This is a genomic window from Nitrospira sp. (genome assembly GCA_029194535.1).
Classification (GTDB): Bacteria; Nitrospirota; Nitrospiria; order Nitrospirales; family Nitrospiraceae; genus Nitrospira_C.
Genome location: JARFXR010000001.1, coordinates 1,770,075 through 1,788,794, shown reverse-complemented (window position 1 = coordinate 1,788,794; position 18,720 = coordinate 1,770,075). Strand labels below are relative to the sequence as shown.

21 protein-coding genes and 1 riboswitch are annotated in these 18,720 nt (G+C 58.3%); of the genes, 15 read left to right on the top strand and 6 right to left on the bottom strand.

Annotation, left to right across the window (positions count from 1 at the left end):
* Position 1: 1 nt before the first annotated feature.
* Positions 2 to 259, top strand: coding sequence for a type II toxin-antitoxin system RelE/ParE family toxin (locus P0111_08160; GenBank protein MDF0643991.1), 258 nt, complete (start codon positions 2 to 4; stop codon positions 257 to 259).
* 107 nt (positions 260 to 366) lie between these two features.
* Here P0111_08160 and P0111_08155 read toward each other — a convergent pair whose 3' ends face one another.
* The 3 genes from P0111_08155 to P0111_08145 all read right to left on the bottom strand — a co-directional run bounded on the left by P0111_08155 (position 367) and on the right by P0111_08145 (position 4,356).
* Positions 367 to 1,959, bottom strand: coding sequence for a hypothetical protein (locus P0111_08155; GenBank protein MDF0643990.1), 1,593 nt, complete (start codon positions 1,957 to 1,959; stop codon positions 367 to 369).
* Between the two features lie 362 nt (positions 1,960 to 2,321).
* The gene (locus P0111_08150; GenBank protein ID MDF0643989.1) at positions 2,322 to 2,840 is read right to left on the bottom strand and encodes a Slp family lipoprotein; all 519 of its coding nucleotides are present in this window, start codon (positions 2,838 to 2,840) and stop codon (positions 2,322 to 2,324) included.
* A gap of 1,075 nt (positions 2,841 to 3,915) precedes the next feature.
* A complete protein-coding gene (locus P0111_08145; protein ID MDF0643988.1) occupies positions 3,916 to 4,356 on the bottom strand; it encodes a hypothetical protein in 441 nt (146 codons plus the stop codon).
* 254 nt (positions 4,357 to 4,610) lie between these two features.
* On the opposite strand from P0111_08145, the gene P0111_08140 reads away from it, so the two are divergent.
* The 3 genes from P0111_08140 (at position 4,611) to P0111_08130 (ending at position 6,352) form a co-directional block, all read left to right on the top strand.
* Positions 4,611 to 4,904 carry a transposase gene (locus P0111_08140; protein MDF0643987.1) on the top strand — a complete coding sequence of 98 codons (294 nt, stop codon included), beginning with the start codon at positions 4,611 to 4,613 and terminating at the stop codon, positions 4,902 to 4,904.
* Positions 4,901 to 5,761, top strand: coding sequence for an IS3 family transposase (locus P0111_08135; protein MDF0643986.1), 861 nt, complete (start codon positions 4,901 to 4,903; stop codon positions 5,759 to 5,761). Before P0111_08140 ends, P0111_08135 begins: the two co-directional genes overlap by 4 nt.
* Positions 5,762 to 5,899: 138 nt before the next feature.
* The gene (locus P0111_08130) at positions 5,900 to 6,352 is read left to right on the top strand and encodes a DUF4136 domain-containing protein (GenBank protein MDF0643985.1); all 453 of its coding nucleotides are present in this window, start codon (positions 5,900 to 5,902) and stop codon (positions 6,350 to 6,352) included.
* 156 nt (positions 6,353 to 6,508) lie between these two features.
* On the opposite strand, the gene P0111_08125 is transcribed toward P0111_08130, so the two are convergent.
* Together P0111_08125 and P0111_08120 are read right to left on the bottom strand one after the other, a co-directional pair.
* Positions 6,509 to 6,871 (bottom strand): dual specificity protein phosphatase family protein, encoded by a 363-nt coding sequence (locus P0111_08125; GenBank protein MDF0643984.1) that lies wholly within the window; start codon positions 6,869 to 6,871, stop codon positions 6,509 to 6,511.
* A 624-nt stretch (positions 6,872 to 7,495) separates the two neighbouring features.
* Positions 7,496 to 8,110, bottom strand: a complete 615-nt coding sequence (locus P0111_08120) for a DUF928 domain-containing protein (GenBank protein MDF0643983.1) — start codon at positions 8,108 to 8,110, stop codon at positions 7,496 to 7,498.
* A gap of 383 nt (positions 8,111 to 8,493) precedes the next feature.
* Here P0111_08120 and P0111_08115 point away from each other — a divergent pair, with 383 nt between their 5' ends.
* Both P0111_08115 and P0111_08110 read left to right on the top strand, forming a co-directional pair.
* On the top strand, positions 8,494 to 8,928 hold the full coding sequence (locus P0111_08115; GenBank protein MDF0643982.1) for a hypothetical protein: 435 nt from the start codon (positions 8,494 to 8,496) through the stop codon (positions 8,926 to 8,928).
* 356 nt (positions 8,929 to 9,284) lie between these two features.
* Positions 9,285 to 9,455 carry a hypothetical protein gene (locus P0111_08110; protein ID MDF0643981.1) on the top strand — a complete coding sequence of 57 codons (171 nt, stop codon included), beginning with the start codon at positions 9,285 to 9,287 and terminating at the stop codon, positions 9,453 to 9,455.
* Between the two features lie 107 nt (positions 9,456 to 9,562).
* Positions 9,563 to 9,636, top strand: a riboswitch (Fluoride riboswitch).
* Positions 9,637 to 9,858: 222 nt separating this feature from the next.
* Here P0111_08110 and P0111_08105 read toward each other — a convergent pair.
* Positions 9,859 to 10,056: a hypothetical protein gene (locus tag P0111_08105; protein ID MDF0643980.1), complete on the bottom strand. Its 198-nt coding sequence runs from the start codon at positions 10,054 to 10,056 to the stop codon at positions 9,859 to 9,861.
* On the opposite strand from P0111_08105, the gene P0111_08100 reads away from it, so the two are divergent.
* From P0111_08100 to P0111_08060, 9 genes are all read left to right on the top strand, one after another.
* Complete coding sequence (locus tag P0111_08100; protein ID MDF0643979.1) at positions 10,055 to 10,228, top strand: hypothetical protein; 174 nt, start codon at positions 10,055 to 10,057, stop codon at positions 10,226 to 10,228. The two genes, P0111_08105 and P0111_08100, sit on opposite strands and share 2 nt — an antisense overlap.
* Entirely contained in the window at positions 10,225 to 11,505 is a 1,281-nt protein-coding gene (gene eno / locus P0111_08095; GenBank protein ID MDF0643978.1) for a phosphopyruvate hydratase, read from the top strand. Before P0111_08100 ends, eno begins: the two co-directional genes overlap by 4 nt.
* Positions 11,506 to 11,562: 57 nt before the next feature.
* On the top strand, positions 11,563 to 11,865 hold the full coding sequence (locus P0111_08090) for a hypothetical protein (protein ID MDF0643977.1): 303 nt from the start codon (positions 11,563 to 11,565) through the stop codon (positions 11,863 to 11,865).
* A complete protein-coding gene (locus P0111_08085; protein ID MDF0643976.1) occupies positions 11,862 to 12,098 on the top strand; it encodes a hypothetical protein in 237 nt (78 codons plus the stop codon). Before P0111_08090 ends, P0111_08085 begins: the two co-directional genes overlap by 4 nt.
* Positions 12,088 to 13,248 carry a hypothetical protein gene (locus P0111_08080; protein ID MDF0643975.1) on the top strand — a complete coding sequence of 387 codons (1,161 nt, stop codon included), beginning with the start codon at positions 12,088 to 12,090 and terminating at the stop codon, positions 13,246 to 13,248. The genes P0111_08085 and P0111_08080 overlap by 11 nt, the downstream gene beginning before the upstream one ends.
* Positions 13,249 to 13,368: 120 nt before the next feature.
* Positions 13,369 to 14,967 (top strand): DHA2 family efflux MFS transporter permease subunit, encoded by a 1,599-nt coding sequence (locus P0111_08075; protein ID MDF0643974.1) that lies wholly within the window; start codon positions 13,369 to 13,371, stop codon positions 14,965 to 14,967.
* Complete coding sequence (locus P0111_08070; protein ID MDF0643973.1) at positions 14,964 to 16,463, top strand: efflux transporter outer membrane subunit; 1,500 nt, start codon at positions 14,964 to 14,966, stop codon at positions 16,461 to 16,463. The genes P0111_08075 and P0111_08070 overlap by 4 nt, the downstream gene beginning before the upstream one ends.
* Positions 16,453 to 17,649 carry an HlyD family secretion protein gene (locus tag P0111_08065; protein MDF0643972.1) on the top strand — a complete coding sequence of 399 codons (1,197 nt, stop codon included), beginning with the start codon at positions 16,453 to 16,455 and terminating at the stop codon, positions 17,647 to 17,649. The genes P0111_08070 and P0111_08065 overlap by 11 nt, the downstream gene beginning before the upstream one ends.
* Positions 17,650 to 18,023: 374 nt before the next feature.
* Positions 18,024 to 18,683: a hypothetical protein gene (locus P0111_08060; protein MDF0643971.1), complete on the top strand. Its 660-nt coding sequence runs from the start codon at positions 18,024 to 18,026 to the stop codon at positions 18,681 to 18,683.
* Positions 18,684 to 18,720 lie beyond the last annotated feature (37 nt).

Sequence of the window (18,720 nt, the reverse complement as noted above, 5' to 3'; positions counted from 1 at the left end):
TATGGCTTACTCGATCCTCCTCGCCCCGCCTGCCGAGCGACAATTCCGTTCTCTTGCTTCCGCCATTCAAAAACGTCTCGTCAAGCGAATGAAGGCTCTCCAGAACGATCCTAGGCCGCCAGGGGTGAAGAAGCTTTCAGGTGAAGACGACCTCTATCGCATCCGCGAAGGAGACTATCGCATCATCTATACCGTTCAAGACAAGGCACTCCTCATTCTGGTTCTTAAGATCGGCGATCGCAAAGAGATCTATCGCTAAAAGCCAAGCAAATGGGGACAGGCTACTTTTCTAGCGCTTTCAGAATCTCAAAGCTGTGAAAAACCAGCCTGTCCCCTATTCTCTGTCATAAAGAGGAGGTCGCCCAATCAGCGCTGAAATTCCCGCATGCCGCTGCCGAATGACCAGGGGCCTGGTCCGCAGCCGGTCGCGACTGTTGCCGGAATCGGTTCGATACGCAACCGATCGGCGGATCCACCGGGTGTCGAAGCGAACACCTCCACCAAAACTCGGCCGATCTCCAGATCGGGTTCGTCACCTGGGTGAGATCTAAGATTTTCAAAGCAGTACACAGGGCCGATGGCAATGTCGGCGAAGTCCCGGTTGATGAGCCCTGTCGTGGCCCGCGGGAAGCCGCGTACGCCTGGCGACCACTGACAGATTTCGCCGCCGGTCGGTAGTGGGGTACAAAACACGCCTGACACTGAGAAGACCGGCGCCACGGGGTTCACGTTGTCATGCACCAGCGCCAGCGTCGTACGGCCCTCGTCGAAAGCGCTCGCACTTGCCGAGGTGAACCAATTCCCGCGCGCGGTGCCGGGCTGGTCCTGTTCGTGTTCACCGCATACAGGCGGAGCGGTCCGTCGCACCCTCCCATCAGCGCTCCCAAACAGCGATGAAAACCCTGGAACCAACGGAGCGGTCAGGTACTCGGCGGGGCAAAATTGCTGCAACCGTTCCGGGGCGATGTACGGAGCGATCGCCACCACGTCCGGGGGGAATCCGGACGTATCGATCAGCGAAAAGTCATATCGCGCCGGGTTCGCAAACGGCAGCGGAGACCGGCGGCGGTCGATCAACCCCCAGTCGAAGTTGACGGCACGGGGAGCAGGAGCATTGCCGATACGCTGACCACCGTCGATCGTGACGCTGATGCGTTGCGCGCAGGTCCCCTCATCGATCGATCCTGCAAAGCACACCCAGCGGTCCGGCCGCAAGGCAGCTGCAACGGCGCTGTCGAGCGATCGCAGGTGGAAGAAGTAGCTCCGTACTTCGCGGCAGGGCTGCATATGCACATCAAAGTCATCGGGGCCATTGCGGGTTACCGCAACGACCTCCACGCGCCCCGGAGCGTGCACGTCCACCACGCTCGGCAGACTCGTTGGATCACTCGGCAAACTCAGCGTTGGGCTCAGATAGATGTGGTGGGTGGGAAGCGTGTGGGCAGGCGGATCGAGATTGCCGAGCGGCACGGCACCGCGCAAGAGGTCCGGATCGACCGGATAGTGCGTGAAGAACTTCGTGCGCTCGCCGCAGGCACGCCGACTCAGTGGCAGACTCGATGTCCTCACGATTGCGATGCGGACCCGGCCGGTTTCGAGCCCCTTGAGGACCACATGAAAGTTATTGAATGCTCTCAATGTGACCGGAGACACATGCGGCTCGCCGTGGGAGATGGGCTGTCGAAAGCTGCTCACAATCTCGCCGTTCAGCAGGACGAGCGCCTGGAGCGCGGTCCGGCCCAGCTGTTCGATCACCAATGTATACTCATCCTGCGGGTCGGCCTTGAATTGGTAGTGGAACGAGCGCGGAGTAAATTTGTTGATGGCAAGCTCAACGGGCCCAAAGGCGCAGCTTTGACAGGGATTGTCGCTCGGGACGGGTGTGGCGGCGATCGCGGGCTGCGCCGTCATTAGCGCGGCAAGAAGTACCGTGCCTAGGGTTCTGCTACGCGGCTTCATGAGGCCTGCGCTCCACAGCTGGCACGGCGCGAACAAGCCAGGCAAAAGATTGAACCGGAGAACAAGAAAACGGGACAGATTTTTTCAGCGATATCGTACACTGAGCCACTAGAAATAGATAGTCTGAGCTCGTCCCACTTTCCTGTTCCCAGGACTGTTTAGCAGTGTGTTGACAGCTGTGTGATGACTTCGGAAATGGAGTCGTGTCTGAGGTCACGGACGCCGTCCGTATGCCCTGCAGGCTGTTCAGAAAGGCCGTCCAGCAAGGCCGCAGCGAGCGAAGAGGCGAATCGTACTCCGTTCTGTACGTTGAGCCTCTGAACGATGCGAGAACGCCGCTGGCGGACTTTGTCAACAGCCTGCTAGTGGACCGACAGCGGAACAGACGGAACATACTGAGGGTCGATATTCTCCCAGACATTGTGCTTTCCGCTTGCGTCCCAGCCTCGCATGTACAGTAGGAACAGCACCGGATCGGCGAGGAATCGCTCACCCGTCACTCGTCCGGCCACCGTGACGCGTCCCCAGCTTCCATAATTAGGGGGAAGCTGCTTCAGCGGCATCGCGATCCAATATTCTCCGGCTTCCGGCCCATCAAGACTCGGCGGGCGGTGAGGCTTGTAATCCTGATCGAGCGGGCGATTCTTGAGGTGTAAGAAGACGTACTGGTCAGTCCGCTCTTCTTCGGTAATGGTCCCACCCATGAGCACGACCTTTCCCACGTGGGACGGCAGATCGGAGTTCAGTGTGGTCAGCGTGACACTCGTATCCGCCATCCAGATATATCGCCGTGGCACAGCGGTACACCCGATCGCAACCACGACGCTGGCTATTACGACGAGAGACGAAGTCCATCGGCAGAAACCGCGGCGGGCTGTCATCGTAATACGCTTCTCCTTGAGCTATGAGATACGGGACAAAAGTGAGACCGGCTTCGACGTGCGTGTATCCGCATCACCAGATAGAAGCTGGTGTGTCCTATTACCGATCCCGTCGAAAGATGATCGTTGAGTCGTTTTGCATTCTCTGTCCGTTCCTTGATTTTCCTGCGTATGTCATTGTTCCCCCTGAAAAGATCGCACCGGAGGGGCATTTCTGTGTCCCAAGTGTCACTTCCGTTGACTGAACAGCGGTCGTCTTGAGCCTGCCCTTCTGATCGGGCAGCCAGTTTTGCTCTTCTGCGACTTTATCGAGTGAAACGTTTGTTGTTAGACCGCCCGACAAACATGTGTATTGTCCTGAACCTCCCACGCTCGTATAGGAAATGCCGCTGTCATGATCCTCGGCGGTCAATGTCAGTACAACATTCTGCCCTTCCTGGACTGGCACGGTCTGACCACTTTGCGTAACCCGGCTATTCGCTACTCCCCATTGGATCGCAGGCGGCGTCGTATCAGCATTCCGGGGGTCCGCTGATTTGCACGCTGACCCCAGAAGCGAAAACGCGCACAGGCAAGCAAACCATCGAATCAGCTTAGGCCATGCCCTTCCCAATCTCATTCTGGTCTTCTCCTCTCTAGCAGGCTGTTGACAAAGTCCGCCAGCGGCGTTCTCGCATCGCTCAGAGGCTCAACGTACGGCCCGGGAACACGCCTGTTCCGACGGGCGGTGGGCGGGCGGGTGAGAATGGTATGCGCTTCGCCTTTAAGACACTGGGCGCTCACCAACTCGCGCCCGTCCGCAGACGTGACGCTCATGATGCTTCGCGTCGCGGACCTCGCTGCGGCCTTGCTGGACGGCCTTTCTGAACAGCCAGCAGGGCATGCGGATGGCGTCCGTGACCCAGACACGACTTCATTTCCGAGGTCATCACACAGTTTGTCAACACACTGCTACCTGAGCAGGACATCTCTCTGAAACAGAAAAAGGGAGAGGCTACTTGTCCCTGGCGCCTCACGGCTAGGAGTCGCCAGAAAAGTAGCCGGTCCCCGTTGTGTTCGGCGCCCGAGTTGCCTGTCATCGACCAGAAGCGGGAGCGAAGTGTATGTCGTCAATGGTCTCCTTGACGTCTTTCCATAAGGTCTCGTGATATTCATCAGTCTGCTCTGCGGCGGCTGCTGGATCCTGTACTCCCTTCATCTCTCCCAATCGGCGATCCGCATATCTCCAACTCCGCGCAATACCGTTCGCGTCGTACAGATACCGCAGCGAACTTCCATCAACTCGCCACTCGCAGATTTCGGTCCCTCCACCTTTCCCCACGCAGCGATCCGGCGGACCTTTCTCTATGATCCGATGGTCTTTATATTGCCCAAGCCATTTGTCAAACTCCTTGGACAACGCCATGCGCTCACGATCTTCTGTTGAGACGCATCCCATGACGGCTGCGAGGAGACCCACTCCCATGATCAGCATGTAGAAGGCTCGGAAAGAGGAGAGAAAACGTGACTGCTGCATGCTCAATGAAGCAAGTCGGTTCTCGGCTAGAGACGATCGTTGAACGCGTAACCGAGTCATGAACAACCAGCACGGCCCAGTGATGTCGACATCATAGATAGATCGCTCGCTCCGACGACCGTCACGCACGACACTATGCCATATCGCGCACCAATGAAGGGGAACATTTTGAAGGGAGCCAAGAAAAGGGGCTGAGCTAGCCCCACTTTCGTGGACACCTCAAAAAGGGGACAATAGGTTCCGGGAGGTGTCCGATGGGGAAGCGACAGCAATACACGAAAGAGTTCAAGCTGGAGGCCGTCCGACTGTGGAAGTCATCGGGACGACCGGCAGCAGCCGTCGCGCGAGAATTGGACCTGCGACGCAATCACCTCTATAAATGGCAGCACGAGATTGAGAACTTTGGGGAGGCGGCGTTCCCTGGCAAAGGCGGCCGCGCGCACAGCGCCGATGAACTCACGCGCTTGCGACGCGAGAATGCCCGGCTGCGTGAGGAGCGCGACATTTTAAAAAAAGCCGCGATGTTCTTTGCGCGGGAGTCGCCATGAGATATCGCTTCATTCAGGCGCATCGCACGGAATACCGGCTCACCGGGTTGTGTCGCACGCTGGGCGTCAGCCGAAGCGGCTACTATGCCTGGCGCCAGCGCCCCGCCAGTGCGCGGGCGACGGCCAACGCGCGTTTGCTCGAGCAGATCCAAGAACTCCATCGACAGACGAAGGCGCGCTACGGTGCTGTGAAGGTATGGCGGGCGTTGCGGCTGGCCGGCGTGCGGTGTGGCCGACATCGCGTGGCGCGCTTGCGGCGGCAACACGGTCTTCTGGCGCAACGCATTCGGCGCTTTCGCATGACGATCGAACGGCATGAGTTTGCCCCGCCCGCGCCGAACCGACTCCGGCAGGTCTTTGTGGCCCCGGCCAGCAATCGCATTTGGGCGGGCGATCTCACCGCGATCGCGACCCGCGCCGGCTGGCTATATCTCGCCGTGATCTTAGATCTGTATTCTCGGCGAGTGATCGGTTGGGCGATGAGTGCCAAGCCCGATCAGCACGTCGCGCTCCAGGCGATGCACATGGCGCTGGCACAGCGGTGTCCGCCACCCGGGCTCATTCATCACTCCGATCAGGGGGCGCTCTATACCAGTGTGGCCTACCAACGCCTGTTGGCTCAGCGTGGCGTGATCGCCAGCATGAGTCGCAAGGGCAACTGTTTCGATAACGCAGTGGTCGAAAGCTTCTTCAGCACGCTCAAGAATGAACTGGTGCATGAGCAGCGGTTTCATACCCGTGAAGACGCGCAAGCGGCCGTGTTTGAATTCATCGAGGTGTTCTACAACCGACGGCGCCTCCATCAGACGCTGGGCTATGTCAGTCCCATGCAGTTTGAGGCGAGGCGTCTACCTTAACTCGGTGTCCATGAAATCGGGGTCACCTCAGGCTGTCCCCTTTTAACCCTTTTAACCCTTTTAACCCACAAGTGACTTGGTATATGTTCGGCGCCTGTGGTTTCTGCAAAAGACTTCAGAGTGGGAAGGAGACTTACGGTGAACATCAGATTGCTGATCCTGTTATTGGCGCTAGGGCTACTCGCGGCTGGAGGCTGCTCGAAGCTGAAGGCGATGTACGAGGATAAACGGTACGAGATCAAGGTGCGCACGAATTTCGACGAGTCCGTTGACTTCTCTTCGTTTCATACCTTTGCCCATTCGGGGATGACGGATAGAGGGCGACAGATCGCGGCCACTGACGACAAATCGCCCTTGAGGACAAGGGTCAAGGAAATCGTCAACAAGCAACTTGTCGCCAAAGAGCTTCGGCAAGTCGGCTTGGAAGACCGCCCGGACCTGTTAGTACACTTGCAATTCGGCATGATGGATGCCGATAAGTATCAGGAAGCCACCTTGGTGGTGAATCTGGCTGAATCGTCAAAAAAAGAAGCGGGTGTGGCAGGCCGTAATCACCGAAACCGTGGGAGAGAGCCTGGAGAAGAACTTTGAATCGGTCGACAAGGGAGTCGCCAAGGCATTCAAGGACTATCCCTCGGCCAAATAAAGGGATAGGGTCAGATTGAGGTGGCCTCGGGGAAAAAACGGGGACGTTCGAAATTTCCCGGCGCCGGGCGGGCATTTCCGTTCAGGCACAATTGCGGGTGGCTAGCCCTTCGACTCGAGTGCCTTCAGCATAGTGAAGTACGATACGTCCTCTCCGTAATGCTTGCACAAGGATTCCCATAGCACCATATGGGGTTGCGCTTCTGGATGTTGATCACTAATGGTCCGAAAGGCATCAATGATGCTCAAACCCTCTTCCTGTTTTAGGGCCGCGATGGCGAACACGACTGACCGACTCTGCCCGGCACCACATGCAATCAGAACCGAGCGTCCAGCCTGTTTTTGCCGTGAAACGAACTCAAGGCCACGCGTTAAGAGGTCGCCGCCAAGTGGACAACCATCCTCAAACTTCAAATAGAGGCTCGCAATGCCAGGATAATCCATGGGCTCCGCGAATAACAGCATCGCACCCACCTTGTGGGCCTGAAACCGAGTCGATTAGTAGACCCATCAGTTGCAAGCAGAGCAAACAATGACAGCTCCTCTTCGACCTTGAGGGATATTGCCACGGCAGTCACGTCTTCCGGCTTCGAGACTATTGTGGCCGGCGGATCGATCATTCAACGCCCCTCCCCTCTGTATGCGCAAACGTCATGCCTTCCCATTCATTGAAAAAGCTCATGATTTTAATGGCGCTCCGAAACCGAAACACAGACGGGCGTCTTAAGGTGAATCCGAAGGGGTTCTAACGCGGAGCAAAATGATTCACAGAGGGATTAAACAATCGGGCACAAGGGATGTCAGGAACCCGTTCGCGGCGCGCGGCCGTTCGTACTCATGCTCACCATCCGGGAGAACGTGCAACACCGGCTCCAGTGTCAGAAACGGATCTCTCTTCGTGATGTAGGAGAGACAGCTGGGTCGGAAAGTCAGCTGGGGTGAAGCCATGCAAATCCACATTCCCGGCTCGCCGAGCCTGTCTGTGCCGAGCTTACCGACGGGATCCTGTCAAAGGGTGTCCGACTGACGTCTCCTAAAATGAGCCGCAGTTTAGGATAGGTTTTCCGCCATTCCTCCAGCTCCCTCAACTCATTCAAGCCAATTCCATTCACGGTTCCAACAACCCAATAGTGGCATTCGGTCATAGGGGGCACGACACCTCCCAAGAAGTTCGTCCCTCATGTCGCGAAGATCCATGCCATCTGGACTGGCCTCGATGAGTTCATTCGCACAGTCAAACGCGTCGTACCACAATCCGGCTTTCCTAAGCACTCGAACGTGGTCATGCGTACACGGCCCACCATAGTCATCCAGGTACTTCGGAGAAATACGTACAATGTCTCCTCCTGCGACCATTGCGACCCTTAGCATTGCTCCTAGCATCGGTCCTGTTATCTCTTTGGACAAGGCCAATTCCCAGTTCACAATTCCTGATATTGACCATTGATAGCGTGTTTCTGACTTGAGCTCGATGCCATAGTCTGCCAGGTTAATCCGCTGGAGGCCCGGGTACCCCGAGAGCTGCAAAGGAAGTTCAGCCAGTGGCTGCCCTGAACGTCCATCTGTCAAGATAAACCGAACAGAGATGAACTGGGACCAGGCGCCTAACCCGTCGTGATAGAAGTAGAGCGAGGGGGATTTCTGAACCGTCAAGCCATGCTGATCATGTAAGCCAAACTCTAACTCAAGGCTTACTCGATCCATGTGGCGATTCATTTCCTTCGAGAGAACGAGCCAGCCTGGCCATTTTTGTTTGATCTGCGCATTGCTCTCAGGTGGATCACTAGCCGAGCTGAGGCCGTGCGAAGAGGTTCGGGCGTACACTGGGAGTCGGCTGGTGCTGGCTTCACAGCCAATCATTGATAAGCATGACGCCAGCACGGTTACGAGGAGACTGAAGCTCATCGGTGACACAGAGCTTCCTCACATCTTGCAACGGTACAGCTAGATAGTGAGCAAGTGGCATACCCAGGGTGCTCGTCCGGGAAAGACCACAATATCAAGCAGGTATTGATTAAGAATGCCGAACACGATGCTGCCCTTGAATCTTATGAGGTACTAGGGGGAGGGCTAAAAGGATTCAGGCGATGGAAGATCAACCGTCACCCGGAACCATCTCGCGGCGCGTGATGGGTCGACCTAGTTTAGGACTTTTTCAACATCTTGATGATCCGTTTGGCGAGATGTTCGTTGGTCTCGGTATGGCAAGAGACGGACTGGGAAACTTTCGTGATGGGGTCGTGATACAAATCGTGCCTCCCGCTGTGGCGAAACCAATATACAGCCATCAGCTTCACGCTGTCGGATACGATCTTCGCGCTTCACTTGAGTTATGGTCGGAGAACGGACATTGTCCATTCGATGCTTCGCCGGGCGTCGAGATCATCGGGAGAAAGGTTCTCGATTTGCTGTTCAATGCCTTCTTCTTTGTTCACGTCTCACCAGGCAAGAGAAATCTCTACCCATCCCAGCCTTTTGCTAATAACCCGTCCATCTGGCCACTGAAGTCATATCACCGGTGATAGCGGCGCAAATGCGTCGTCAATAGCCACGGCATCCAGAGACTCAGATCTCCATCGCGGTAGAGCCACAGGGCGGGATGGAAATGATTTGGGATCAGACAATATCCCGGCACACGCATCGGCGTCCTTTGGGATGCGTCATCCAGTAGCGCGATGAACGCCTGGTAGTTGCATCGCCATGAAACACTTGAGCCAGACCATTACCTCAATTGATGATGTGATAGCTGTAGTCCCCAACGGAAACCCATGCAGTCGTCGGGGTATAGACCTTTCCCCCTTACTGATTGTGTCGCATTTTCGGTGCGTGCTCCTACCCGGCATCCGTCGCCCGATCGCGCAGAAAGGAGAGAAGACGAATGACAGCACTGTTGATATGCGAGCATTTCGTCCTTAATTCGAACCATACGTATGGCGAAGAAGTCGAGCCAGGGCATTCCAAGAAAATCGAGCGGCTCCGCACGGCCGGCACTGTGCAAGTTGACACAGTTCTCGTCCCGGATGTGCGTAACCAGACGCTTTACAAGTAAAGTGACATGGTACGAGGATTGCCTGCAAACTCACTATGCGAGGATGGAGATCCACAATCGGGAGGCATCTTTCCTGACGACCTGATCAAGCAAGATTCTTCGAAAAGATAGAGCAGGGTGATGGAGTTCACCGCGAACCGTCCTCCTTCGACATCGCAGGACTGATAACTCCTACTGGAAACAATCTGGTAGGAGTTTTTTATTGGGCCTGCAGCGCTACTCGCCGCCCCTCCTACCTTAACACCTGAGTTCGCGTTACCACTGGCGAGGCCTCTGTTCGCGCATGTCATAACGTCGGGCACAGTTCCAGGTGCTGCCATGTAGTTCTAGCGCACCGATGCGAGTTTGACGGATCAGAAAGGAGGACATGATGGATCTCAGAACCGTCATACTGGCCGTTACTTTAGCGGCGATATTGATTCTCTTTGGCATCGGCATGTTTGGGGTCGGTTTCGGAGAAGAGCGAACCCCCGTCGTAGGCATGCAGGAAGCCGTTCGTATCGTGCTGACCCAGTTCCCGAACGCCCGCATCAGCGAGATCGAATTGGAGACGGAAGACGGAACTAACCTCGCAGGCCGCAGCACTACTATGGATCGGCATGGCCCTGGTAGTTTCGCTTCTGTCGGTCCGGCTCGGCGGGCCGGTGGCGCTGTTTGAGATTTGCGTCGGGATCGCCGCCGGCAATCTGGGCAATCTGATGGATCCGCACGCCACCACATGGATCGACTTGCTGGCGGGTGGGTGCCTGTCGCGAAGGAAGGAGCGGTCATGAGAAATCGCATCAAGAGTGTCCACGCGCTGGAGATACTCGACTCCCGCGGGACTCCGACCCTTCGGGTCATCATCGGGCTGAACAGCGGTAGAGTCCTGACCGCCTCGGTCCCTTCAGGGGCATCCACAGGACTGCACGAAGCGGTCGAACTCAGAGACGGAGATATGGCGCGGTACGGAGGTAAGGGCGTGCTCAGGGCGGTTGCGCATGTCAATGAGCGGATTGCCCCACACCTCATCGGCCGCGACCCGACCAGTCAAGCCGATATCGACCATTTACTTCAAGAATTGGACGGTACGCAGGCGAAATCCAACCTCGGGGCTAATGCGACGCTCGGGGTATCGATGGCGGTCGCCAGGGCCGGTTCGGAGGCTACGGGTCTGCCGCTGTACCTGTATCTATCCGGCCAGAAACCAGGACCGCTGCCGGTTCCGATGATGAACATACTCAACGGAGGGCGGCATGCCGATAATACCCTCGATTTCCAGGAGTTCATGGTCATGCCGGTCGGAGCGCCTACCTTTGCTGAGGCCCTGCGATACGGTACGGAGACCTTCCACGCTCTCAAGCGAACGTTGAAGACGAAGGGATATTCAACTGCCGTCGGCGACGAGGGTGGCTTTGCGCCGGCGCTCGGGGGTCATGACGAAGCCTGCGAGCTAATCGTCGAGTCGATCGAGTCCGCCGGCTACAGGCCAGGACGGGACGTCGCGATCGCATTGGACCCGGCCGCGAGCTCCTTTTTCGATGGATCACACTATGTTCTGTCGAAGTCCGGAAGCGGGGCGAGGACGAGCGCCGAGATGACGGCGCTTTACGAACAATGGATCGCACGGTATCCCATCGTCTCCATCGAAGATGGGCTCGCAGAGACCGACTGGGACGGCTTCCGCGTCCAGACTGCGGCGCTCGGGAATCGTCTCCAGATCGTCGGCGATGACATCTATGTGACCAACACGCGCTTTCTTGCGCGGGGTATTCAGGAACGAACCACCACTGCAGCGCTGATCAAGCTCAATCAAATCGGGACGGTGACGGAGGCCGTGGAAGCGGTGGCGCTTTGTCGAAAGGCCGGGTGGAATGTCGTCGTCTCACATCGATCAGGCGAGACCGAGGATTCGTTCCTGGCCGACTTCGCCGTGGCAATGGGCAGCGGACAAATCAAGGCGGGATCGGCTTGTCGTTCCGAGCGCATCGCGAAGTATAACCGCTTGCTGGAGATCGAAGCCGAAATGGGAGAGACCGCCTGCTTTGAAAATCCGCTGGCACGCTATTAATCGCCGGCAGTTGAATGCGCGTGCTGCGACTCGGTTCGCGGGGAAAGGAGCCCGAACATGGCCTTTCTCGAGAAAGGAATCATGGATGGCGCAAGGGAGCGTGCGCTGCGCATCAATCTTCTGACGGCCACGTCTCCGGCCGCCGGTTTGAAGTTTGTCGTCCTCATCGGGATCGTCAGCCTGTTTGCAGACATGACCTACGAAGCGGCCCGAAGCATTACCGGTCCCTATCTGGCGCTCCTCGGAGCGAGCGGCACCATTGTGGGAACGGTTGCAGGATTCGGCGAACTGATCGGGTATGGTCTTCGACGGGCATGGTGCTGTGGGGGATCGGCATGGGCGCTCAGGACTCGATCATGAGGGCCGCGATAGCCGGCATGGTGTCGGCGGACCGACGCGGTTCCGCCTACGGTGTGTTCAATACCGGATTCGGTATCTTCTGGTTCTTGGGGAGCGCGACCATGGGATGGCTGTACGATCTGTCGGTACCGATGCTCGTGGCATTTTCCCTTGGTGCACAGATGCTCGCCGTCGTTCTGCTCCTCTTCATCCAGCCGCCGCGACCAAACTATAGGATATCTCATGAATCGTAGACACGAAGAACTGATTAAGAAGTGCGGGAGATTTATGCGACGGGACCGGGTCGGAACGAGTCAATTCCTGGTCGATTCATCCGACGATGCCCAAACCAACGATGTGCTTGAAGGGTGGCATGAAAGACTTGCGAAGGGAATGTTCGCCTTCGTGGGTATTCTGTGCTTTTTGGCCGGATGTGCGGCTCATCGAGATCAATCCCCGGACACCCTCATGAAACTGGCCGCCAGCGAACGTCGCTGCGATCCGCCTCAGGTGTCTCAAGCGACGACGGGCCGAGCCATCGTCCGCGATGCGGTGGACCGCACCATGTCTAAGATCCTCAACGAGGCCACGTTGCTTGAGCCAAGCGGATTTTCTCCTCAGGCCTTGGACATCGCCGAGACCATCGGAGCCAGAAATCTCGTGGCGCAGCTTCCGAGGCTGACGGAGGAGGACGCCCGGAATGCGGAAGGGGCCGCGGTCCGGCTCCTTCGGGTGCGCCAGCAACTGTCCGATCGCATCGTCATGGCCATTCTCGAAGTCGCCCGCACGGCGGCGGAAGTCGACTGCGAAGAGGAACGGGCCGACCAGTTGGCGGATCGTCTGCAGGAAGTCCGTGACCAAAAGATCCGATATCGGACGTTGATCGCGATCGTCGGAGATGCAGCGGTGGGCATCTTGGCCGGCGCCTTCGGGCTCGCATTACAGGAAACCGCGGTCGCCGCGAGCGACATTTTCGGCGGCACGATTGCCACCGTGTTCGGTGTGGCGGCGGCCTTCACCGGAGGGGAACATGAATTCCGGCATTCCCGTAATCTGTTGAAGGAGGTCTGGGAAGGTCCCGATCAGTCCGCGTTGATGCCCGCTTCGGTCTGGCGGTTTCTGAACCGGCCGTTCGCCGACGATCCCGAAGGTCGATCGTTTCGGGAGACGCTGATCTCGCGATGGTACGAGGACGGCCGGCTCGGCACGCCGGGGTCGGATGAGGAGCAGCAACGGATTGCGCTCCTGTTCGGCTCGGGAGGAACTTATGAGATCGAAGACCTGCGCGCCCGCGCCTCCATGTTGGATCTCCTGGAGGCCGATGTGAATCTCATGAACGAGCATCTTCATCTCCTCATGGAGGAAGTCATGAAGCATGAGCTTGCTCATGATCCTGCATCTTGAGATGTCATGCGTAGATGACGGCGGGGCAAGATGGAGGAAAGGCTTCTCCACCATCCTCGGCGCCGCGGCGTCCGCAGCATCGCCATATCGGATGAAGATAGACCGATGGAAGAGGAATCCATGACTCTTCAAGGACGCGAGCGCTTACGAGGGTGGCGGTTCACTGTCTTCAACATGATGCTGGGGTCGGGGCATATGGTGGTGCTGTTCAATGCCGGAGCCTACACCGCCTTGTCGCCCCATACGGCGGGGGATCTTGAAGGTGTTTCGACCAGCTTCGCGTCCTGGGCCACCACGGATTTCATGATCGCGCTAGCGTTGGGATTCCCGCCCGCGCGATGGCTCGCGCAACGGTACGGGGACCTCCGGGCCTATGTCGTCGCTTTCATCGTGTTCGCGGACGCGTCCCTGGCCTGCGCCCTGAGCGAGAGCCTCCGGCTCTTTTTGCCAGGCCGGATGGTCTTGGGATTCGCGGGCGGCCTCACTCTGCCGCTCGGGCAGTCGCTGTTCCTGGAAGAATATCCCGACCGACTCAAATCGGTCGGCTTGGGAGTCTGGGGATTCTTTGCCCTGCTGCCGTTCACTATCGGCCTTGGATTGGGCGGTTGGATTGCGGACGAGCTCGGATGGCGGTCCTTGTTTCAGCTCGACGCCGTTGCGGGGCTGGTCGTCGCGGCGATCGTGGGCGCCCTGCTGTACGGGCGCTTGTACGAGGCTCGCGAAACACCGTTTGATGTCGTGGGATTCCTCCTGTTGGGCGTCGTGCTCGTCGGGATTCAAACGATTCTCAACCAGGGGAATGATTTCGATTGGTTCGATTCTCCCTTCCTGGCGACCGTCTTGGCGATCGTGGTCGCGGCAATTCCGGTCTTCATCATCTGGGAGCTCGGAACGCCGTTCCCAGCGGTCGATCTCCATCTGTTCCGGCGACGAAACTTTGCGATCGGGACGTTGGTCCTCTGTGCGGGCTTCTTTTGCTTTCAGGGCCTGCTCTCGATGTTCGTCGTCCAATTGCAAATCTTGCTGGACTATTCGGCCTGGCTCGCCGGCAAGGAGTTCTTCTCGATGATGCTCCTCGGGATACCGATGCTGGTCCTGACGCACATCTACTCCGTCTCGCATGGATTCGACGCGCGAATATTCGCCTCCGTGACCTGTCTCGGCTTTGCCGGGACGTTCTATTGGCTGGGTCTGTTCGACGAGTCCCATTCCTTCGATCAGTTGTTCTGGCCGATGGTGGTGGAAGGACTATTTCTTGGTTCGTTCTTCATCCCGTTGAATATGCTTACGCTTCATGGTGTACCGGAAGAGCAGGTTCTCCAAGGGGCGGAAACCGCGACTCTATTCCGTATTGCGGCAGGGGGATTGGGCATCAGCGGGCAAGGGGTCGTCGTGTTTCGTCGTACGCCGTTTCACCAGCTTCATTTAGCGGATCATTTCGGCGGACGCGTGTCGGCGTCCTTTGACCCCCTCCACGAGGCCGCGGCGGCTCTGCGAGAGACGGGATTTGATCAGACGACGCTTCCAGCGAAGCTCGTCGGATTGATCAAGCAACAATCCGCCATCTTGTCCATGAACGATGCGTTCCTGTTCTCCGCATATGTTTTTCTGACGTTGACGGCCCTGGTTTGGTGCGCGGCTCCGACGCGCTTGGGCGGCACAACTGGTCGCGACGACTGGCGCGGGCGCCAGGCAGAAGAGCTCATGGAAGAAGTATGAATCACCACATTCTCCGGACAGCGTTCGTTTCCATTTCGGTGTGCTTGCTGTTCTGGAGTAGTTGCGCCTGGATTCCGCCGCGGGAACATCAGACAGAATTTCTGGAACCTCCACGGATGGCGGAAACGCTCGCGGAAGTCAAGGATCGGTTGGCCCATTGGCCGGACGAACAATGGTGGGAACAGTTCGGCAGCCCGGAGCTGAATCACATCATGACGGTGGCGCTTAGGGACAATCCCAACCTCCACATTGCAACTGCGCGGTTGCGGGAGGCTCAAAGCATCGTACGTGTCGAGGGGGCGCGGTTGCTGCCGTTTTTAGACGCCGACGCGTCGCTGACGAATGAACGGATCTCGCAACACGGGGTCTTCGATGCACTCAGCCATGGAACGATCTCAGGCGCGAACGTGCTGTTGGGCATTATCAATCCCCTGAGCTTTCGATACGAGTTCGATTTTTGGGGAAAGAACCGCGCCTTGTTGCATGCGGCGCTGGGACAAGCCGCCGCCGAGGAGGCTGAACGAGCTGAGGTGCGGCTCCGCCTGACCGCCGCTGTGGCCCGGGCCTATTTCCGCGCCCTGGCTTTCCAGCAGCAGTTGGATCTGGCCGGAGAGATGGTCCGCATCCGTCAAGACCTGCTGCGGCTGGTCGAGATTCGATTCCGATTCGGCCTGGACGATGAGCTGGCGGTGCAGCAAGCGGAGGTAGACCTGGAGGCGGCCAACAAGCGGGCGGCCGGCGTTCGTGATCAATTCGATGTACACCGGTACCTGTTGGGCCGACTCAGCGGCGCCGGCCCGGATGCCGTCCGACGGCTGATCATCCCAACGACGGCGATTCGAGTCGGGATTCCGTTGCCCGAGCATCTGCCGATCGGATTGCTGGCGCATCGGCCCGATCTCGCGGCGAGCCTCTATCGAGCGCAGGCGGCGGCACAACGGGAGAAAGTGGCCAGGACTCAGTTCTTGCCCAGCATCGACCTGACCGGCTTCGTCGGCTTCAATGCGGTGGTGTTCACGAAAGGTGCGAATCAACTGGCTAATCTGCTCTTTTCAGGACAGAGCTTCGCTTATGGCATCGCGCCGGGCCTCCGCCTACCGTGGTTTGAAGGGGGACGATTGCGCGGCGAGTTGGCGGCGCGGCGTGCCGAGTATGAAGGGGCGGTTGACTTGTACAACCAAACACTGTTGGACGCGATGCGCGAAGTGGCCGCCAGTTTGAGCGCCTGGCAGGCAGCGCGGGATATCGTGGCCGCCCATCAACGACTCCTGGCGTCGGCCGGTAGGGATTGGCGCTTGACCAAGGTTCGTCTCGTCGGCGGCCTGGACGACAACCGCGACCTGTTGAAGCACCACCATCCCGTGATCGAGCAGGAATACGCTCTGAGGATTCTCGAAAGCGACCAACTGGTCGCGATGGTGGACCTCATCGAGGCCTTGGGGGGCGGCTATCAGAACCACGATGTCAAGGTAGACCGGAAGACCTATGACCAGTGAAGAACAAACGATTCCGTCCGATCCGACCCGCGCGCGCCGCAATCGATGGCTCCTGCTCTGGGGACTCGTCTTTTCCCTGATGATGGTTTCTTACGGAGTCCATTGGTGGATGGTGGGTCGGTTCCGGGTGGAAACCCACAACGCGTTTGTCGCCGGCAATTTGGTGCCGGTCACCGCTCAGGTCTCCGGGATCATTACCAACGTACTCGCCGAAGAGACGCAATTCGTCAACAAGGGCGATTTGGTGATGACATTGGAGGCCAACGAAGCGGCTGCGAAACTCGGGCAGGCGAGAGGCCATCTTGGGGAGACGGTGCGGCGCATTGCGGCCCTCTTTATCACCAAGCTTCAGCTCACGGAAAGACTGGAGGCCCGCCGCGCCCGTCTGGACATCGTTCGCCACGATATGGATCGTTACCGGCACGTGTCGCCCCATGGCGGGGTCGCCAAGCAAATCGTTCAAAATGCGGAAGATGAGTTGCGAGCGCTGGAAGCGGAGGTGCGGGAATCGCAAGCCGAGGCCGACACAATTGAGGTGCAGGTCGGGAGCACCACGGTCATGGAGCATCCGGCCGTCGAGTTGGCCAAGCATGAATTCATTGAGGCGCACCTCTATTACAGCCGGCAGCAAATCCGTGCTCCGGTCTCAGGCTCTGTGGCCAAGCGAAAAGGCCAAGTCGGGGATCGTGTTGCACCGGGCTTCACCTTAATGACGGTGGTTTCGTTGGAGCACCTCTGGGTGGAGGCCAACCTGCGGGAGACGGAACTGGCCCATGTTCGCCCCGGTCAGCAGGCCTTAATCTCAGTCGATATGTATGGAAGGCAGTACATTTATCATGGCACCGTGGAGGGGCTGGTCCCAGGAGCCGGCAGCGTCTTCGCGACCCTGCCGCCCGACAATGCCACGGGGAATTTCATCCATATCGTGCAACGGGTCCCGGTCCGGATCGCCCTTCCCAAAGAAGAACTCCTGGCGCAACCGATTCGGCCCGGCCTTTCGACGGTGACTCGGATCGATATCCGCGAGATCGGACAATCCATGTGGACCTCGCTCACGGAGACCGCTTCCGAGGAATATCACACAGATCTCTTTGAGGACGAGCTGCAAGAGGCAGAGGCGCAGGCTCAAGAGGTGATCCGGAAGAATCTGCCTCATGGACAGCGCGACCGCCTCGTGCCCGAATGAGAGAAATTAGTGGCAAGGTCGTGCGCGTCCACAGACCGGACGTATTTCATGGGAGTCGTTGCCGGTTCCATTGCACAAATCCTGGTCCTGATTGATCGCGCGGACTTCGCGCGCGTCGCGCGGTAGCCTGCCGCCGAGCAAGTCGCCAAAGAGTTCAGCTGCAGGGATCACTCGGTAGCCATGCTGTTCTGTCAGATGGGCAGCGCGCACTCGCTCCGAGAAATCTGCGGCGGCCTGGCCATGCCTGAGTCGCGTGGGGGCGCCGCCTCCCTGTTGCGAATCCGACGCCATGGAGCCTAGAATTAGACTCCCTGCAAAGCGTTCATGCCCTGATGTGAGACCACGCGTACACTCCGCGACGACACGCAGGAGCAATGATGACAAGAAAAGCGCTCATCCTGGTTCTCTGCCTGGTCGGTTCGTTCGTACTCCTCTCATTCAATCTGATGCGAAGCCAAGCCCACGCCGCAGGCGGAGGTCAGACGAAGTTCCAACGCAAATCAACGCAGTTCATCGCGGCGTTAGGCGATCCAGGTGCGACCTCCGGGAGAGGCGCGCAATCGTGGGGGCTGTGGCCTCTGGACCCGGGTCCCCGGGGCGTCGAGTTGAAGAACTATCAACGGTTGAAGGATGCAGGTGGAATCGCCCCGGCGCGCTGGAAATTCGACGGTGCGGACTGGTGGCTGGAGGAACACGGCTTGATCATGGAGCAGCCGACCTTTCCGCTCCCTCCCGGCACATACCTGGTCACGGGTAACCGCAAGGTGACGGCTGCGCTGACCATTCATCCCCCCGACAAAAATGGCGACAGGCGCTGGGAGCTCGATAAGGGCGCGACCCTCTACGACGTGACGCATCTGGCCTGCCGCTCCGGGCGCTATACACCGGCAGCCGTTGATACTTCATGCTCGCCGGCCAACGCGCCGAAGAGTGCGTTTCCGGTTGCGCCAGGGGGAACGATGCCCCCGGTCGAGGGCTGCACGAAGCGGGATTATGCGGTTCTCATCGTGATCGGCGTGGGCGTGGAAGACTGAACGCCGGTGATGACGGACGACAAGGAATGCCACAACA

Excerpts from the sequence above, each read along its gene's own strand:
- P0111_08160 (MDF0643991.1), top strand. The coding sequence starts at position 2 with ATGGCTTACTCGATCCTCCTCGCCCCGCCTGCCGAGCGACAATTCCGT.
- P0111_08155 (MDF0643990.1), bottom strand. The coding sequence starts at position 1,959 with ATGAAGCCGCGTAGCAGAACCCTAGGCACGGTACTTCTTGCCGCGCTA.
- P0111_08150 (MDF0643989.1), bottom strand. The coding sequence starts at position 2,840 with ATGACAGCCCGCCGCGGTTTCTGCCGATGGACTTCGTCTCTCGTCGTA.
- P0111_08145 (MDF0643988.1), bottom strand. The coding sequence starts at position 4,356 with ATGCAGCAGTCACGTTTTCTCTCCTCTTTCCGAGCCTTCTACATGCTG.
- P0111_08140 (MDF0643987.1), top strand. The coding sequence starts at position 4,611 with ATGGGGAAGCGACAGCAATACACGAAAGAGTTCAAGCTGGAGGCCGTC.
- P0111_08135 (MDF0643986.1), top strand. The coding sequence starts at position 4,901 with ATGAGATATCGCTTCATTCAGGCGCATCGCACGGAATACCGGCTCACC.
- P0111_08125 (MDF0643984.1), bottom strand. The coding sequence starts at position 6,871 with ATGCTGTTATTCGCGGAGCCCATGGATTATCCTGGCATTGCGAGCCTC.
- P0111_08120 (MDF0643983.1), bottom strand. The coding sequence starts at position 8,110 with ATGGATCGAGTAAGCCTTGAGTTAGAGTTTGGCTTACATGATCAGCAT.
- P0111_08115 (MDF0643982.1), top strand. The coding sequence starts at position 8,494 with ATGGAAGATCAACCGTCACCCGGAACCATCTCGCGGCGCGTGATGGGT.
- P0111_08110 (MDF0643981.1), top strand. The coding sequence starts at position 9,285 with ATGACAGCACTGTTGATATGCGAGCATTTCGTCCTTAATTCGAACCAT.
- P0111_08100 (MDF0643979.1), top strand. The coding sequence starts at position 10,055 with ATGGCCCTGGTAGTTTCGCTTCTGTCGGTCCGGCTCGGCGGGCCGGTG.
- P0111_08105 (MDF0643980.1), bottom strand. The coding sequence starts at position 10,056 with ATGCCGATCCATAGTAGTGCTGCGGCCTGCGAGGTTAGTTCCGTCTTC.
- eno (MDF0643978.1), top strand. The coding sequence starts at position 10,225 with ATGAGAAATCGCATCAAGAGTGTCCACGCGCTGGAGATACTCGACTCC.
- P0111_08090 (MDF0643977.1), top strand. The coding sequence starts at position 11,563 with ATGGCCTTTCTCGAGAAAGGAATCATGGATGGCGCAAGGGAGCGTGCG.
- P0111_08085 (MDF0643976.1), top strand. The coding sequence starts at position 11,862 with ATGAGGGCCGCGATAGCCGGCATGGTGTCGGCGGACCGACGCGGTTCC.
- P0111_08080 (MDF0643975.1), top strand. The coding sequence starts at position 12,088 with ATGAATCGTAGACACGAAGAACTGATTAAGAAGTGCGGGAGATTTATG.
- P0111_08075 (MDF0643974.1), top strand. The coding sequence starts at position 13,369 with ATGACTCTTCAAGGACGCGAGCGCTTACGAGGGTGGCGGTTCACTGTC.
- P0111_08070 (MDF0643973.1), top strand. The coding sequence starts at position 14,964 with ATGAATCACCACATTCTCCGGACAGCGTTCGTTTCCATTTCGGTGTGC.
- P0111_08065 (MDF0643972.1), top strand. The coding sequence starts at position 16,453 with ATGACCAGTGAAGAACAAACGATTCCGTCCGATCCGACCCGCGCGCGC.
- P0111_08060 (MDF0643971.1), top strand. The coding sequence starts at position 18,024 with ATGATGACAAGAAAAGCGCTCATCCTGGTTCTCTGCCTGGTCGGTTCG.